General features: G+C 35.8%; 10 protein-coding genes. All 10 read left to right on the forward strand.

Going from position 1 to position 18,723, the window contains the following annotated elements:
• Position 1 precedes the first annotated feature (1 nt).
• On the forward strand, positions 2–1,528 hold the full coding sequence (locus BM246_RS16740; protein WP_074939481.1) for a sulfatase family protein: 1,527 nt from the start codon (positions 2–4) through the stop codon (positions 1,526–1,528).
• Positions 1,529–3,175 (forward strand): alpha-L-fucosidase, encoded by a 1,647-nt coding sequence (locus BM246_RS16745; RefSeq protein ID WP_074939484.1) that lies wholly within the window; start codon positions 1,529–1,531, stop codon positions 3,173–3,175.
• A 313-nt stretch (positions 3,176–3,488) separates the two neighbouring features.
• Complete coding sequence (locus BM246_RS16750) at positions 3,489–5,090, forward strand: sulfatase family protein (protein ID WP_042506115.1); 1,602 nt, start codon at positions 3,489–3,491, stop codon at positions 5,088–5,090.
• A 39-nt stretch (positions 5,091–5,129) separates the two neighbouring features.
• Positions 5,130–7,433 (forward strand): glycoside hydrolase family 95 protein, encoded by a 2,304-nt coding sequence (locus tag BM246_RS16755; RefSeq protein WP_074939486.1) that lies wholly within the window; start codon positions 5,130–5,132, stop codon positions 7,431–7,433.
• 8 nt (positions 7,434–7,441) lie between these two features.
• A complete protein-coding gene (locus BM246_RS16760) occupies positions 7,442–8,812 on the forward strand; it encodes a sulfatase family protein (RefSeq protein WP_083415844.1) in 1,371 nt (456 codons plus the stop codon).
• Positions 8,813–8,825: 13 nt separating this feature from the next.
• Complete coding sequence (locus BM246_RS16765) at positions 8,826–11,507, forward strand: glycoside hydrolase family 3 protein (protein ID WP_231961873.1); 2,682 nt, start codon at positions 8,826–8,828, stop codon at positions 11,505–11,507.
• 6 nt (positions 11,508–11,513) lie between these two features.
• Positions 11,514–12,944 (forward strand): glycoside hydrolase family 30 protein, encoded by a 1,431-nt coding sequence (locus BM246_RS16770; protein ID WP_074939489.1) that lies wholly within the window; start codon positions 11,514–11,516, stop codon positions 12,942–12,944.
• Positions 12,945–12,952: 8 nt separating this feature from the next.
• Entirely contained in the window at positions 12,953–14,845 is a 1,893-nt protein-coding gene (locus tag BM246_RS16775; RefSeq protein WP_074939492.1) for a beta-N-acetylhexosaminidase, read from the forward strand.
• 4 nt (positions 14,846–14,849) lie between these two features.
• Positions 14,850–16,337, forward strand: coding sequence for a sulfatase family protein (locus BM246_RS16780; RefSeq protein ID WP_052415494.1), 1,488 nt, complete (start codon positions 14,850–14,852; stop codon positions 16,335–16,337).
• A 22-nt stretch (positions 16,338–16,359) separates the two neighbouring features.
• Entirely contained in the window at positions 16,360–18,693 is a 2,334-nt protein-coding gene (locus tag BM246_RS16785) for a GH92 family glycosyl hydrolase (protein ID WP_074939495.1), read from the forward strand.
• Positions 18,694–18,723 lie beyond the last annotated feature (30 nt).

An 18,723-nucleotide genomic window follows, 5' to 3' on the forward strand; every position in this document is an offset into this window, starting at 1 on the left:
CATGTCTAACAAAACCATATTTTACAGTGTTATTCTTATTGCATTAATAGCAACAGGATGTAAAGAAAAGCCAAAAGCAGAAGAAGCTGTGGCACAAAAGCCAAACATCCTTTTCTTATTTACAGACGATCAGCGTGCTGGTACCATAGAAGCCATGCACAAATACGGTGTAAAAACACCTAACATGGATAAGTTAGTAGAAAATGGAACATCGTTTACCAACTCTTATATTTTAGGAGCAACAACGGCGGCTGTTTGTTCTCCAAGTAGAGCGATGTTAATGACTGGGCGTCACTATTTCAATATAGAACCCAATGTTTATGCGCAATTTGCTTTTCCGAAGGAAGAAAAAGGAAAAAGTGATTTATTAACCTTTCCAGAATATTTTAAAGCTAACGGTTACGAAACTTTTGCGACAGGAAAACAACACAATGGTGAAATTTGGCTAGAGCGTGGTTTCAATCAAATAAAATCAGCCTTTTTAGGAGGTATGACTACACATTTTGGAACTAAAGTAAAAGATTACACACCAGAAACGGGATGGTCTGCTACTTATCAAGATAAAGAAAAATTTAGTAGTGAAGTTTTTGCAGATGCCGCTGTTGGTTTTTTAGATAGTTATAAAGAAAAGGATCCGTTTTTAATGTATGTTGCCTTTACTGCTCCACACGACCCAAGAACTGCGCCTCAGGAATTTCATGATATGTACCCTACTGAAGACATGACCGTGCCAGAAAACTTTATGCCTGAGCATCCTTTTGAAATTGCTGATGATAGAATTAGAGATGAAGTTTTAGCGCCTTTTCCAAGAACAGAAGCTATTATTCAAAAAGAAATATCAGATTATTATGCCATGATTACGGCTACCGATGCACAAATTGGTCGCGTTTTAAAAGCTCTAAAAGCTTCTGGACAAGCAGAGAACACTATTATTGTTTTTGCCGGAGATAACGGTTTAGCTTTAGGTCAACATGGTTTATTAGGAAAACAAAATGTGTATGAACATAGTGTTGGTGTACCTTTAATTTTTTGTGGGCCAAACATTCCTAAAAATCAAAAAACCGATGCCCTAGCCTATTTACACGATGTGTTTCCTACGTTATGCGGCTTAACCGGACTAGAAATTCCTGAGTCTATCGAAACAGAAGATTTAACACCTGTTATAACGGGTGAAAAGAAAGAAGTTAGAAACAGTATGCTGTACGCCTATAATTCTTGGCCTGGCGATTTACTTAATAAAAACAGAAAACATAATCCTGGTGGTGGACACCGCGCGGTTCGTAAAGGCGATTATAAATTAATTGTAAGTGCAAAGCATGAAGTTTTCACCTATCAATTATTCAATGTAAAAGAAGATTCTTGGGAGCTTAATAATCTAATAGACGATGAAAAATTCAAAACTATTAAAGATGATTTAATGTCAGAATTACAAATTCTTATTTATGAAACAGGCGATCCTGCAGAATTAGATAAAAATGAATTTGGACTATTTGATGATATTGAAGCTTACAACTTTAAAAAAAAATAAATGACCAATAGACATTCAAATACAATAGTAATCTCAATTAAAAAGCCTGTTTTTTTAAACATGCTTTTTGTTGTTTTATTTTTCTTGGGCTCAACACAATTTATAAAAGCTCAAAACAAAGACTTAACATGGGATGAACTTGCTAATCAATATGAATGTCCAGAATGGTTTCGTGATGCCAAATTCGGAATCTGGTTTCATTGGGGACCACAAGCTGTACCTGAACAAGGTGGCGGTTGGTATGCTAGACATATGTACATGAAAGATGTTGGCCGCCAGAAATTTGGAAAAATGGCCAATCCGTATCACTTACAAACTTATGGCCACCCTTCAGAATTCGGTTTTAAAGATATTATCCATGCATGGAAAGCTGAAAAATTTGATGCTGAATATTTAATAAATTTTTCAAAAGAAAATGGTGCCAAATATATTGTAGCCTTAGCAAATCATCATGATCATTTCGATTTATTCCATTCCTCTTATCACCCATGGAATTCGGTTAATGTTGGTCCTAAAAAAGATATTATTGGTGCTTTTGAAAAAGCAACACGTAATGCTGGCTTAAAATTTGGAGTAACTAGCCACGACGATCGTTTTCTAAATTGGTGGCAACCTGCTTTTGGAGCAGATAAAACGGGCGAATATGCAGGAGTACCTTATGATGGACGATTAACAAAAGCCGATGGCAAAGGAAAATGGTGGGAAGGTTTAGACCCTAAAGATTTATATGGTCCAGCACCAGAAGATCGTACTCCAGAAATTATTGAAGATATTAAGAAAAACTGGCTAAAACGCCATATTGAATTAGTTACAAACTACAAACCTGATCTATTATATAATGATGGTTTTAACTTTACGTATGGCGATTACGGTAAAGAAGTTACCCGAAAACTGTATAACAATAGTTTAAAGGATAATGGCAAAATAGATGCTGTTATGCTTTTAAAAAAACAAGCAAAAGGCACGGTTAACGAAGTAGAATCTGGAGGTAGTAATACCTTAAGAGCATATCCTTGGCAATCGGAAATTACGTTTACCGATTGGTTTTATAAAAAAGACCGACACCTAACTCATAATGCGCGTACCATTTTAGAAATGCTAATTGAAGCCGTAAGTAAAAATGGAAACTTGCTATTAAGTATGGAATTAAAGCCAGATGGCACAATTCCTGATGAGATAAAAAAGAGTGTAAAAATAGTTGGTGATTGGCTTAAAATAAATGGTGAAGCAATTTACGGAACACGTCCATGGACAGTTTATGGCGATGGTAGAAGTGTTCGAGGAGAAGCCGTTGAAACCGTTGATGGCGAATTACGAAATGCTACAGAGTCTCAAAAGCATGGCGAACATTTTAACCAACGTACAACAGCAACACCTGCTTTTGCTCACGATGAAGTTCGTTACACCACAAAGGGAGATGATTTTTACATAACCGTAATGAATCCAAAAGGAGGTGAATTCGTTATTCCTTCATTAGGGAAGTCTAGCGAAGTTACCCCAGGAAATTTAAAAGGGTTAATACAATTATATAACGGTAGAAAGGTTTCATATAAACAAACAAATAACGGTTTAACTATAAATATGCCAGTGGTTAATGGAGATAGCTATCCTGTGGTTTTAAAAGCTAAATTCAAAAAGAAACATTAACTGTACAGCGGCAACAAAAGTATCTGTTAATGTCAAAAATGTAGGAGATTTGAAAGGAGAAGAAGTTGTACAATTGTAGAAAGTTCGGTTAAAACGAGCTTAATAAAATTTATGAGGTACAAAGCGTATTTCTTTAAAACCATAAAAGGCAACTACAATAACTTTTGAAACCACTTTAGAAGAGTTACAATTCTTTGATAGAGAGTTGCATAAAAAAGGAGTTGAGCCGGGAGATTTTGAAATAGGTATTAGTCCTTCATCAAATAATTTTGAAACTGTAAAACTAATTGTTACAAATTAAACTCAAAAAAAAATGAAACATGTACTTAAAATAGGTGCCATTTGCTTACTTGCCCTTACAACTGTAACCAGCTGTAAAGAAAAAACAAAACAAGTAGAAACTAAAGCTGAAGTAAAACCAGAAAGGCCTAATATCTTATACATCATGGCCGATGATCATACGTCTCAAGCCTTAGGTATTTACGATGGAATTTTAAAAGATTATGTACATACCCCAAACATTGAGCGTTTAGCTGCAGAAGGACTTGTGTTAGATAATTGTTTGGTATCCAACTCCATTTGTTCGCCAAGTAGAGCCACAATTCTTACCGGTCAATACAGTCATATTAACGGTGTAAAAATTCTAGCGGGTGGTTTACCTCCAACGCATCCTACTATTGCAGGTGTTTTAAAGCGTGGTGGTTACCAAACCTCTATTATAGGGAAATGGCATTTAAAACAAGAACCTACCGATGAGTTCGATTATTACAGTGTTTTACCAGGACAAGGTAGATACTGGAATCCTATATTGAAAACCAAAGAGAATTGGAAAGATTATATGGAAGGAGGTAAAGCTTATGAAGGTTTTAGTACGGATGTTATTGCAGATAAAACCATTGAATGGATTGATAAAAGAGATAAAGACAAACCTTTTATGATGATGTGTCATTTTAAAGCCACACACGAGCCATTTGATTATCCAGAACGTTTTAGTCATTTATATCGTGATCAAGATATTCCTGTTCCTAGTTCACTTTATGATAAAGGCGCAGAAACTACGGGTAGATCTTTTAAAGGCCAGTCTGTAGATAATTTAAAAGAAAGATATCTATTGGCTTCAAAAGACCCTGAAAATGTACCGGGTTACATGAAGTATCCAGAATTACCATTAACTGTAGATGGTTTAACAAATGATGAAGCTAGATATAAAACCTACCAAAAATATGTAAAGGACTTCATGCGTTGTGGAGCCGCTATTGATGATAATATTGGTAAATTATTAGATTATTTAGACAAATCTGGATTAGCAGAAAACACCATCGTTATTTATACAGCAGACCAAGGTTACTTTTTAGGAGAACACGGTTGGTTTGATAAACGATTAATATATGAAGAATCTATTCACATGCCTTTCGTAATTCGTTATCCAAAAGAAATTCCTGCAGGAACACGTAATTCAGATCTTATTGAAAATGTAGATTTCTCAGCGTTATTTGCAGATTATGCAGGTGTTGATTATCCTGAAACGATGCAAGGCCACTCGTTCCGTGAGAACTTAAAAGGAAATACGTCTAAAGATTGGAGAAAGTATGGTTATTACAGATATTGGGACCATTCTATAGATCGTCCTGGACATTTTGGAATTAGAGGAGAACGTTACAAACTAGCCTTCTATTACGGAAATGCATTAAAGGAAAACGGGTTTACTAAAGAAAATCAACCAAAGAAATTTTGGGACTTTTACGATTTAGAAAAAGATCCAAACGAATCTCACAACGCTTATAATGATCCGGAATACCAAGAGATTATTAAAGAAATGAAAGTAGAAATCTTGAAACAAAGAGAAGCTTTAAAAGATACCGACCCAGATAATCCGGAAATCCATGAGATTATAGAAAAACACTGGAACGCTTAATTTATAAAAAATACTGTAGATAGACTAAATATAACAATTATGAAGTTGAACAAAAAAACAATTATTTCCTGTGTGTCTATTCTATTATGTATAGCCACAATTTCAGCACAGGAAACTCATAAATTATCTTATGAGTCTCCTGCTGAAAAATGGACCGAAGCTTTACCTATAGGAAACGGTAGCCTTGGCGCTATGGTTTTTGGCGGTGTTACCGAAGAACATATTCAGTTTAACGAAGAAACTCTTTGGGCTGGAAAACCTCATGATTATGCACATAAAGGCGCTTACAAGTATTTAGATACCATTCGTCAATTATTAACAAATGGGAAACAAGTAGATGCTCAAAACTTAGCGATGCAAGAGTTTATGAGTACGCCTTTAAAGCAAAAGGCTTACCAACCTTTTGGTGATATTTACATCGCTTTTAAAGGTCATGAAAACTACAAGAATTACACAAGAGAGCTAAACATAGAAGAGGCCATTAGTAAAGTCTCTTATTCTGTAGATGGCGTAGATTTTAAAAGAGAAGTATTCTCTAGTTACCCATCACAAGTTATTGCTATTAATTTAACATCAAGTAAATCTAAAGCACTTCATTTCGATTTATGGTTAGATGCGCTTCACGAAGATAAAACGGTAAAAACCGTTGGAAACACACAAACCTTAAAGGTTCAAGTTAAAGAAGGTGCCCTTAGAGGCGTTGCCACTTTAAACATTCAAACTAATGGTACTATTGAAACTGTAAACGGAAAACTTCAAATTTCCAATGCATCAAAAGCAACCATATATTTAACAGCTGCAACCAACTATATTAAATATAATGATGTTTCGGGAAATCCTGAAAACATTACGCAAAACACTTTAGCACATGTTGCTTCAGAAAATTATAAAAAAGTAAAAAAACTACACTTAAAAGATTACCAATCGCTATACAATCGTTTTGATATTGATTTTGGTGATAATGGGAAATCAGCAAACACCACCGATAAGCGTATTTTCGACTTCTGGAAGACACCAAACGATCCGCAATTAATTGCACTTTACGTACAATATGCCCGTTATTTAATGATAGCGAGTAGCCGTCCAGGAACGAAACCACCAACATTGCAAGGTATTTGGAACCATAAATTAACGCCACCATGGTTTAGTAGCTACACAACCAATATTAATTTAGAAATGAATTATTGGCCAGTTGAAATTGCTAACCTTAGTGAATGTCACGAACCGCTTTTCGATTTTATAAAAGATGTTTCTGAAACTGGAAAAAACGTAGCCAAAGAACATTACGGCGCTAAGGGTTGGAATGTACATCACAACGTTGATATTTGGAGAGGTGCTGCACCAGTAAACCATTCTAATCATGGACTTTGGTTATCTGGTAGTGCTTGGCTTTGTTCGCATATTTGGGAACATTACTTATTTACAAAAGATGAAACTTTTTTAAAGAACAATTATGCTTTAATGAAAGAGTCGGCGCTTTTCTATACCGATTTTTTAGTTGAAGATCCAAAAACAGGTTACCTGATAAGTACGCCATCTACATCGCCAGAAATTGGTGGTTTAGTGGCTGGACCAACGATGGATCACCAAATCATAAGAGCGCTTTTCAAAAGTGTTGTTGAAGCATCTTCAATCTTAAAAACAGATGAAGCTTTCGCTGAAAAACTAACGACTATGATTCCTAAAATTGCACCAAACCAAATAGGTAAACACGGGCAATTGCAAGAATGGTTAGAAGATAAAGATAATCCAGAAAGTCATCACAGGCACGTGTCGCACTTATGGTCGGTCTATCCTGGAAGTGAAATTAATTACGAAGACACTCCAGAATTAATGAAAGCTGCAAAACAATCTTTAGAATTTAGAGGTGATAACGGCACAGGTTGGAGTTTAGCTTGGAAAGTTAATTTCTGGTCACGTTTTAAAGATGGAAATCGTGCTTATAAATTATTGAATGTATTATTAAGTCCGGCAGAAATTCCGGAACGCAAAATTAGAGGAGGCTCCTACCCTAACCTTTTTGATGCGCATCCACCATTTCAAATTGATGGAAACTTTGGTGGTGCTTCAGGTATTTTAGAAATGTTATTACAAAGTCATTTAGATAAAATCCAATTATTACCAGCCTTACCAAATGCTTTAGCCGATGGTGAAGTAAAAGGTATTGTTGCTAGAGGTGGTTTTGAATTGGCTTTCTCTTGGAAAAACTCGAAATTACAATACGTTGAAATTACATCTAAAAAAGGAGCACCTTGTGTTTTAGAATACAACGGAAACACCATTGAATTTGACACAAAAGCAGGAAAAACGTATAAGTTCGACGGTTCATTAAATAAAAAATAATTCAGAATATGAAATTCGTAATCAGCATACTCACCGTTTTTTTAAGTTGTACAGGAGCGCTTTCAGCACAAAAAACAATTGAGAAACCTAACGTCATTATATTCTTTACAGACGATCAAGGCTATCAAGATGTTGGTGTTTTTGGTTCTCCATTAATAAAAACACCCAACTTAGATAATATGGCTGCAAACGGTATAAAATTTACCGATTTCTATGCTGCTTCATCAGTATGCTCGCCATCAAGAGCTGCCTTATTAACTGGAGCATATCCGCCACGTGTTGGTGTGCCCAAAGTGTTGTGGCCTAACTTACCTGGAGGTTTATCAAATGAAGAACAAACCATTGCCAATATACTGAAATCTAAGGGATATACTACGGCTTGCATTGGTAAATGGCATCTGGGAGACCAACAACAATATTTACCTACTTCACAAGGTTTTGATAGGTATTACGGTATTCCGTTTAGTAATGATATGTCGGTAAATCCAGAATCTAAGGTTTCTAAAAATATCGTGTTTAGAGAAGGTATGACTTTAGATAGTTTACGAGAGAAAAAATGGAGAGGAAAAAGAGTCCCATTAATGAAACAAGATGAAGTTATTGAATATCCTGTAGATCAATCTACTGTTACTAAGCGTTACACAAAAGAAGCCATTAATTTTATAAAAGAAAACCAAAATGAACCTTTCTTTTTATACTTGGCTCATTCCATGCCACATGTCCCATTATATGCCTCGCCAGATTTTAAAGGTAAAAGTGCAAGAGGATTATACGGCGATACTATTGAAGAGATCGATTGGAGTGTTGGCGAAGTTTTAAAAACATTAAAAGAACAAGGTATTGATGAAAATACGTTAGTGATTTTTACTTCAGATAATGGTCCTTGGACATCAAAAGGAGATCAAGGTGGTAGTGCCTTGCCTTTAAGGGGACATAAGAATCAAACTTTTGAGGGTGGATTTCGAGTACCTATGATTGCACAATGGCCAGGTAAAATTAAAGCGGGTGTGGTTACCGATAAATTAGCTTCAACTATAGATATTTTACCAACCTTAGTCTATTTAACAGATGCAGAATTACCTAAACAAGAAATAGATGGTAAAAATATGTGGTCCCTACTTTCAGGAAATGAAAAAGCGAAGTCGCCACATAGAAAAGATGGTTTCTTTTATTACAAAGATTCTACCTTAGAAGCGGTTAGAAAAGGGGATTGGAAACTACGTATTACACAAAATTGTGTAGCGCTCTACAACCTTAAAAACGATATTTCCGAAAGTGAAAATGTAGCAGAGGCAAACCCTAAAATCGTAAAGAAGTTACAGAAAATGATCACAGAATTCGATACCGATTTAAAAGCAAACAAACATCAATATAATTAAAAATAATAGCAGTTTGAAAAAGATTCTCCATACCCTAAAAATAGTCAGTGTTCTTGCACTCATCATAAGTGCTTTCGCTTTTTCTAATAAGAAAGACCCACCTTATAAAAACCCTAAATTACCCGTTGAAGAACGTGTAAGCGATTTATTAGGCCGAATGACATTAGAAGAAAAATTCTGGCAAATGTTTATGATTCCTGGCGATTTAAAGATTGGAAAAGACAAATTGAAACACGGTATTTTTGGTTTTCAAATTTCTTCAAAAGGATTAAATGATAATGCAGCCGAACAAATTATGGATTATGGTTCTACGGGAACTGCAGCCAATATGGCTAACGAAATTAACGAACTTCAAAAGTTTTTCTTAGAAGAAACCCGTTTAGGAATTCCTATCATTCCTTTTAACGAAGCCCTTCACGGTTTAGCTCGAGATGGAGCTACCATGTATCCGCAAGCCATTGCATTAGCAGCAACTTGGGATACAGACTTAGTTGGCGAAGTAGCCGGAGCCATAACAAAGGAGACAAAAACAAGAGGAATTCGTCAAATATTATCGCCAGTATTAAACATAGCACGCGATGTGCGTTGGGGACGTACCGAAGAAACCTATGGTGAAGATCCATATTTAACAACGCAAATGGCGCTTTCTTATCTTGGAGAATTCGAGAAAGAAGGTGTAATAACCACACCAAAACACTTTGTTGCTAATGTTGGAGCAGGTGGTCGTGATAGTTACCCAATTAGTTATAACGAACGTATTTTAGAGGAAATTTACTTTCCTGCTTTTAAAGCTGTTTTTCAAAAAGTAGGTGCGCGTTCTGTAATGACGTCTTATAATTCATTAAACGGTACACCATGTACGTCTAACGAGTGGTTATTACGTACTAAACTGAAAGAAGAATGGGGTTTTGATGGCTTTGTAATTTCCGATGCTGGAGCTACAGGTGGTGCTAATGTATTACACTTTACAGCTAAAGATTATGCCGAAGCTACAGAAGATGCTGTAGAAGCTGGTTTAGATGTTATGTTTCAAACCAACTACAACCACTACCCTTTATTTTGGGAAGCTTACCAAAATGGTATGGTCGATATTAAAGCGATTGACGAAGCAGTTAGCCGTATTTTAAAAGCTAAATTCGAATTAGGTTTATTTGAAAACCCATACGTAGATGCTAAAGAAGCAGCAATTTGGAACGGACATAAAACACACCGTGAGTTGGCTAGAAAAGCAGCCTCTAAAGCGATGGTTTTATTAAAAAATGAAAATGAAGCTTTACCAATTGATAAAGCTGTTAACAAAATAGCCCTTATTGGTCACGATGTAAAAACCGTGCGATTAGGTGGTTACAGTGGTCCTGGAAATAATCTTATTTCTATGTATCAAGGTGTATCAGACAAGATAGGACAAGACAATATTATCTATACTCCTGGTGTAGCTTTAGCTGAAGAAAACTATAACGTAATAGCCTCTTCTTATTTATCAACTACTAAAGAAGGTAAACAAGTTGCAGGTTTAAAAGGTGATTATTTTGATAATATTAAATTAACCGGCCAACCTAAAGTAGAGCGTATTGATAAGCAAATTAAGTTTGGATGGACCTTATTTTCACCACATGAAGATTTAGCTTACGATTGGTTTTCTGTACGATGGACAGGAAAACTAAAAGCGCCAAAAACAGGTGATTTTAATATTGGTATTGAAGGTAACGACGGATACCGCATGTATTTAGACGGTAAATTAATTATTGATAACTGGCAAAAACAATCGTATAACAGTATTTTAAAACCTTTTTCTTTTGAAGAAGGAAAAACATACGATATTAAAATTGAGTTTTTTGAAGCCGCAGGAAATGCAAAATTCAAATTAATTTGGGATGCCGAAATTCAAAACGAATGGGAACAACAAATTGCAGATGCTGTTGCAGCTGCAGAAAAAAGTGATGTTGCCGTAGTGGTTGCTGGTATTCACGAAGGTGAATTTCAAGATCGTGCTTTATTAGCTTTACCAGGTCATCAAGAAGCATTAATTAAAGCCGTTGCTAAAACAGGAAAACCAACAGTTGTTGTTTTAGTTGGTGGTAGCGCCATTACTATGTCTAACTGGATTAACGATGTCGATAGTGTTTTAATGGCTTGGTATTCTGGTGAAAATGGCGGAAACGCTTTTGCAGATATCCTTTTTGGTGATGAAAATCCTGCCGGACGTTTACCAATTACTTTTCCGGTAGATGAAGCGCAATGCCCATTGTATTACAACAATAAACCAACCGGTCGTGGTGATAATTACCACAACTTAACAGGGCAACCTTTATTCCCTTTTGGTTACGGATTAAGTTATACGGCCTTTGAATATTCAAATATAGAATTCAGTAAAAATAATATTTCAGCTAACGAAAGCGTAGAAGTTTCTTGTACCATTAAAAATGCAGGAACAGTTGCTGGAGACGAAGTGGTTCAACTTTATATCCGTGATGAATTAGCTTCAGTATCTCGCCCTATTAAAGAATTAAAAGGCTTTAAACGTATCACTTTAAACCCTGGAGATTCTCAAAATGTAACCTTTAAATTAGATCCGGAAGCCTTATCTATGTTAGATAAAGACATGAAAAGATTAGTTGAAGCAGGCGATTTTAGAATCATGGTTGGCGCTTCATCAAAAGATATCCGTTTAAGAAAAATTTTAACAGTAAAATAAAACATTATGAACGTTTTTAAATATTCAGCTTTAACCCTTTTAGTCGCTTTTTCAGCTTGTAAAAAACAGCCTCAAGTAACTTGGGTAAGCAGTACTAATGATAATGTTTGGGTTGAAAAAACCTATAATCCTTCTGAGGAAAATACAGCTACTAACCTATCCATTACTATTGATACACAAAACCAAGAACAAGAAGTTACAGGTTTTGGAGGTTGTTTTAACGAATTAGGTTGGGATGCTTTGGCTATGGTAACTCCAGAAGAAAAGCAACAAATTTTAAACGATTTATTTAGTCAAGAAACCGGTTGTAAATTCAACGTTTGTAGAATGCCTATTGGCGCTAATGATTATGCTGTAGATTGGTACAGTCATAACGAAACTGCGGAAGATTTTGCAATGTCGAACTTCTCTATCGATCGTGATAAAAAACGTTTAATTCCATACATTAAGGAAGCACAAAAAATAAATCCAGAAATAGAAGTTTGGGCTTCACCATGGTGTCCACCATCTTGGATGAAACATAGCAAACATTACGCTTGTAAATCTAATCCTGAATTTAACGATTTACCAGAAGAATGGAGTTCTACGGAAGAATTAGTGTCTCGTTTTATTACAGAGCCTAAATATTTTGAAGCCTACGCTTTATATTTTTCAAAGTTTGTTCAGGCTTACACCGAAGAGGGGATTGATATTAGTGCAGTACATGTTCAGAACGAATATAATTCGGCTCAAAATTTCCCGTCATGTGTTTGGGACCCTAAAGATTTAGGTGTTTTTATTGCAGATTATTTAGGTCCGAAATTTAAAGCCGATCAATTAGATACTGAAATTTGGTTAGGTACTGTAGAGCGTCCACAAATAGAACGTGTGGATGATGTTTTACAATACAAAAACACTGAAGATTATGTTACAGGTGTTGGTTTTCAATGGGCAGGAAAAGGCGCTATTGAAGCTGTACATGCTAAATATCCAGACATGCAATTAATGCAAACTGAAACAGAATGTGGTGATGGTTCTAACGATTGGAAAGCGGCAGAATACACCTTCAACTTAATGAAACATTATTTTGAAAACGGTGCCAACTCATACATGTATTGGAATATGGTTTTAGATGAAACAGGAAAAAGCCAATGGGGATGGAAACAAAATTCTATGATTTCTATCGATAGTAACACCAAAGCTATAAAATACAACCCTGAGTTTTATTTAATGAAACATTTAAGTGCTTTTGTAGCGCCAGGTTCGGTAAAATTATCGGCCTCTGGAGATACTAATAACGCACTTGCTTTTTATAACAAAGCCAATAATGAGGTAACTGTTTTGGCTTACAACAATACTTCGGAAGCTCAAGAATTAGCATTAAACATCAATAACGAGATTGTAAAAGTAGCCCTAGACGGAAAATCTTTTAATACGCTTGCTGTAAGTTTAAATTAGAATAACACATGATAAACACTTCATATAAAACAAATATTTACAGAACAAAAACAGTAGCATTACTTTTAGTATGTCTCATGTTTTCAGTAAGTATTTATGCTCAAGATGTCCAGAATACTTTTATCCCGCAACCAGAATCTGTTGTCTACGCTTCTGGCGGATTTAAATTAGATGAAAACACGCAAGTTTTTATTCCGAAGAAATTCAGCAAAGCTTTAGCGCCTATCGTGTCTTCAACACTTACAAATGACACCGGTTTATCGCTTACTGTAAACGCAGGAAGAACCTCAGCGTCTAAAAACGTTATCGTTTTTGAAAAAGTAAAAAACGCATCTATTGAAGCCGAAGGTTATATTTTAGAAGTAAATGCTTCTAAAATTACAGTAAAAGCAACCGATTATGCAGGCTTATTTAATGGTTTCCAAACTTTGAGACAGGCTATTCCTGCCGGTTCAAACGGATCAACAGCCATACCAAGTTTGACTATTACCGACAATCCAAGATTCCATTGGCGTGGTGTGTTGTTCGATGTTTCTCGTCATTTTCAAACTAAAGCTTTTATTTTAAAGCAGCTTGATGTATTAGCTTCATATAAAATAAACAAATTTCATTGGCATTTAACCGACGATCAAGGCTGGAGAATTGAAATTAAAAAATACCCAAACCTAACTCAAAAAGGGGCTTGGCGTGCCGACAGAACAGGTATTGCTTGGTGGTCTCGTGAGCATGCTACAGCAGATGAACCTAAAACCGTTGGTGGTTTTTATACCCAAGAAGATATTAAAGAAGTTATTGCTTATGCAGCTGCTAGAAATATTGAGGTGATACCAGAAATTGATGTTCCCGGACACAGTAAAGCTTTAGTGGCATCATATCCAGAATTGTTTTGTTTTGATGGTGAAACTGATGCTAATTTTGAATTAGCCACTGGTGGAAAAGCACCCGATAACGCAGTTTGTGCAGGAAAAGAAACTACCTATGCTTTTTTAGAGGATGTGATAAAAGAAGTAGCCGAGTTATTTCCTTCTAAATACATCCATATTGGTGGAGATGAATGCAACAAAACCAACTGGAAAAAATGTCCGCATTGCCAAAAGGTAATGACAGACCACAATCTTGCTGATGAGGAAGAATTACAAAGTCATTTTATTCAAAAAGTAAACAAAATAGTAACTGCTCAAAATAAACTTATGATTGGGTGGGATGAAATTTTAAGCGGTAAAGGAGCCAAAGGCGCTACCATTATGGCTTGGAGAAGAGGACGACACACCCCAGAATTACAGGCGCCTCGTGAAGGTTACCCAACCATTATGACGTCGTATTTACACTCTTATATCAGTCGTGTTCAAGGCCCGACATTTATGGAGCCAGAAGGACCAAATTCGGTATTACCTTTATCTGTAGTTTATAATCATGAGCCTATTCCTGCTGAATTAACTGCGAAAGAAGCAAGCCGTGTATTAGGAAACCAAACTTGTTTATGGGCCGAGTTTACACCAACCGAAGAACATTTTGAATACATGCTTTACCCAAGAACCTTAGCAAGTGCGGAAGTATCTTGGAGTGATCCAAAAGTAAAAAACTGGGAACGTTTTCAAAATGCATTAAAAAGTGATCATTTTAAACGTTTAGAAAGAGATAACGTCAATTATGCAAATAGCATGTTTACTGTGTATCCTGCTTTTGCTATCGATCAATTAAATACAGAAGCTATTGTGTTTTTGAAAACCGAAACTGTTGGCTTTTCTATTTATTACACGCTTGATGGAAGCGATCCAACAATAAACGCGATTAAGTACGAAGGCGATTTTAAAACAAAACCTAAAACCCTTTTAAAAGCTGGTTTATTTAACGAAGCTGGTGAATTACTAGGTGAAATAACAGAAATAAGATTAAAATAAAATCATGAAAATATCAAAATTAGTAGCTCTTTTTATGCTCGTTGTTGCTTCAGCTTCAGCTCAAAAAAAACCGAATATTGTTTACATCATTTGTGACGATTTAGGCTATGGCGATGTACAAGTTTTAAATCCTGAAAAAGGAAAAATACTAACTCCAAAAATAGATGCTTTTGCTAAAGAATCGATGACGTTTACCGATGCACACTCTGCTTCTGCCGTGTGTACACCATCGCGTTATGCCATATTAACTGGGCGTTATTCTTGGCGCTCTAGATTACAACAAGGTGTTCTTGGTACTGGTGATGAGTTAGAACCACTTATTGCCGAAAATATAACTACAGTCCCTAAAATGCTAAAAAGCGTAGGTTATAAAACCGCTGCTATTGGCAAATGGCATCTTGGATTTAAGTTTGTTGACGATGAAGGAAAACCTGTTGAAGTTTACGATGGCAAAAAAGTAATTGGCCCAGCTATTGGTTCTACGGTACCAAACGGACCAGTTTCTCGTGGTTTTGACTCTTATATTGGCTTTCACCACTCTCGAGTTATGAAAACGGTTATAAAAAACGATAAGGTTGTTGATAAAATGGAACCTGTAAAGATGCTACAATTTTTAGCTGATCAGGCAGAAGATTATATCGTTAAAGAATCTAAAAACAATACGCCATTTTTTATGTATTTGGCATTAAACTCGCCGCATAGCCCTGTAGTACCATCAAAAGCTTGGCAAGGAAAAAGTGGCATGGGAGATTATGCCGATTTTGTTATGGAAACCGATGATGTTGTTGGTCGTGTACTTGAAGCCTTAAAAGCAAATGGTATTGAAGATAATACTTTGGTATTCTTCACGAGTGATAACGGTTGCTCCTACCCTGTTGCAAAAGTTGGTAAGTTAGAAAATGAATTTGGACATTACCCAAGTGCTGATTTTAGAGGTTACAAATCTGATATTTGGGAAGGCGGACACCGCATTCCTTTTATGGTAAGATGGCCAGAACATATTGAGGCTAACTCTATAAACGATAAACTCATTTGCCAAACAAGTTTAATGGCAACTTGTGCAGAAATTACAGGTTTAAATATGGATGATAATACTGGTGTAGATTCGTATAGTATTCTTCCAATGTTGAAAAACAAAAAGGCTAAAACCGATTATAATTTAGTAGTTCATCATTCTATACATGGTAAATTTTCTATAAGAAATAAAAAATGGAAATTAGAATTAACGCCAGGTTCTGGTGGTTGGTCTAACCCAACGGATAACAAAGCTAGAAAAGAAAACTTGCCAGAAATTCAATTGTATAACATGAAAACCGATGCTGAAGAAACGACTAATGTATATAAGAAACATCCAAGAGTTGTTGCTAAATTGACAAAAAAATTAAAACATATTGTTGAAAATGGTAGAACAACCTCTGGAAAACCACAAGAGAATGATGTACCTGTAGATCTTTACAAAACAGAAACTACACAAAATACAGCAGCGCACTAATAGATTAAAAGCAGTCCATTACATGAGTACTACAAAAAGAAACATATTATTTTATTTCTGTCTGGCATTAACGGCTTTAGTGGCGAGTTCTTGTAATTCTTCAAAATCTGATAAAGAAGCAACTCAAAACAAAAAGCAACCTGTAGATTACATAGACCCTATAATTGGAGCGATTACTTATGGTAAAAAATCGAAGGATGCTCATGGTTTTGGTAAAACATTTCCTGGAGCTGCAACGCCATTTGGGTTGGTGCAATTAAGTCCTGATACGGTTTCAGATGGCGATAATGGTTCTGGGTATTCTTATGAGCATCCAACTATGGAAGGTTTCAGTTTTACACACATGAGTGGTGTGGGCTGGTTTGGCGACTTAGGAAATTTTTTAGTGACGCCTACCATAGGTAAACTACAAACTAATCGTGGTGTCGCTAAAAATCCAGAAAGTGGTTACCGTTCTCGATATTCTCATGATACAGAAACTACAGAAGCGGGATATTATGCCGTTACTATGGACGATTATAATGTAAAAGCCGAATTAACATCAGCTCCAAGAGCAGGTATTATTCGCTTTACCTACCCTGAATCTGATAGTTCTAGAGTTCAAATTGATTTAGCACGTCGCGTTGGAGGTACTTCAACAGAACAATACATCAAAGTAGTAAACGAAAATACCATACAAGGTTGGATGAAATGTCCGCCTGAAGGTGGTGGTTGGGGCGCAGGACAAGGGAAAGCAGACTATGTTGTATATTTCTATTGTCAATTTAGTAAGCCTTTAAAAGACTATGGCATTTGGAGTGCCGATATTCCTGATGTTCCTAGAAAAATGCGTTTTATTAGAAGAGATAACTATCAAGATTCTATTAAAAATGCTGAGATTTTTGAAGGTAAAACCGAAATGCAAGGCAAACATTTAGGTTTTTACACCAATTTCAGCACTACAGCAGGCGAGGAAGTTTTAGTAAAAAGTGGTATTTCATTTGTAAATATTGCTGGAGCTAAAGAAAATTTAGAACACGATATTAACCACTGGGATTTCGACAAAACAAAACAAGACGCTCGAGATAGCTGGAGTAAAGCCATAGCAAATATTTCTGTAGAAGGTGCTACAGATACTGAGAAAACCATTTTCTACACGGCGATGTATCATACCATGATCGACCCGCGTACATTCTCAGATGTAAATGGAAATTATATTGGTGCTGATAAAAAAATACATCAAACTAAAAACTTTACTTACCGCACTATTTTTAGCGGTTGGGATGTGTTTCGTTCCCAATTTCCTTTACAAACAATTATAAACCCTACTTTAGTTAATGATGAAATAAATTCATTATTACAAATGGCTGAATATAGTGGTAATGCATATTTACCACGTTGGGAAATGCTAAACTCCTATTCGGGATGTATGTTGGGTAATCCTGCAGTTTCTGTAATTGTAGATGCTTACGAAAAAGGAATTCGCAACTACGATATAGAAAAGGCCTTTACCTACTCTAAAAACACTGTAGATAATACCGGCAACGGTGAGTTAGGCTATTCAAACAAACATATTTCTAAAACATTAGAATATGCCTATTCTGATTGGGCTTTAAGTATTATGGCCAAATCTTTAGGAAAAGATGATATTGCCGAAACCTATTTGAAGAAAAGCGAAAATTATAAGAATATTTGGAACAATGAGGTAAATTGGTTTAGAGCCAAAGACAGCAGTGGAACTTGGTTAGCATGGGAAGGCAAAACCGTGCATGGCCAAGGTTGTATAGAAAGTAATCCTTATCAACAAGGTTGGTTTGTACCACACGATATTGAAGGATTGAAAGAATTAATGGGTGGCGAAGAAGCCTTTAAAACCGAACTAGTTTCTTTCTTTGAAAATACGCCAGACGATTTTCTATGGAACAACTATTACAATCATCCAAACGAACCTGTACACCATGTCCCTTTTATGTTGAATGAAGCCGGTGTACCTCATTTAACTCAAAAATATACCCGCCAAATTTGTAGTGATGCCTATGGAACAGATCCTTATGGATTGTGCGGCAATGAAGATGTTGGTCAAATGTCTGCTTGGTACGTACTAGCCTCCATAGGCATCCACCCTATTGCTCCTGGCGATAATAAGTATCAAATTACGAGTCCGGTTTTTAGTGATATTGAAATAAAATTAGACCAAAATTACTACACCGGAAAAACCTTTAAAATTGTAGCAAATAACAATTCCGAAGAAAACATTTATATCCAATCCATGACACTCAATGGAAAACCACTCAATCGTTTCTATATAACACATCAAGAAATTACACAAGGAGGTGTTTTAGAAATGGAAATGGGACTCAAACCTAAAATAAATTAAAAAAAGCAAGCAAAAAAATACTAACTCAAA

The organism is Algibacter lectus, from assembly GCF_900112395.1.
In the GTDB taxonomy this organism is placed as follows: Bacteria; Bacteroidota; Bacteroidia; order Flavobacteriales; family Flavobacteriaceae; genus Algibacter; species Algibacter lectus.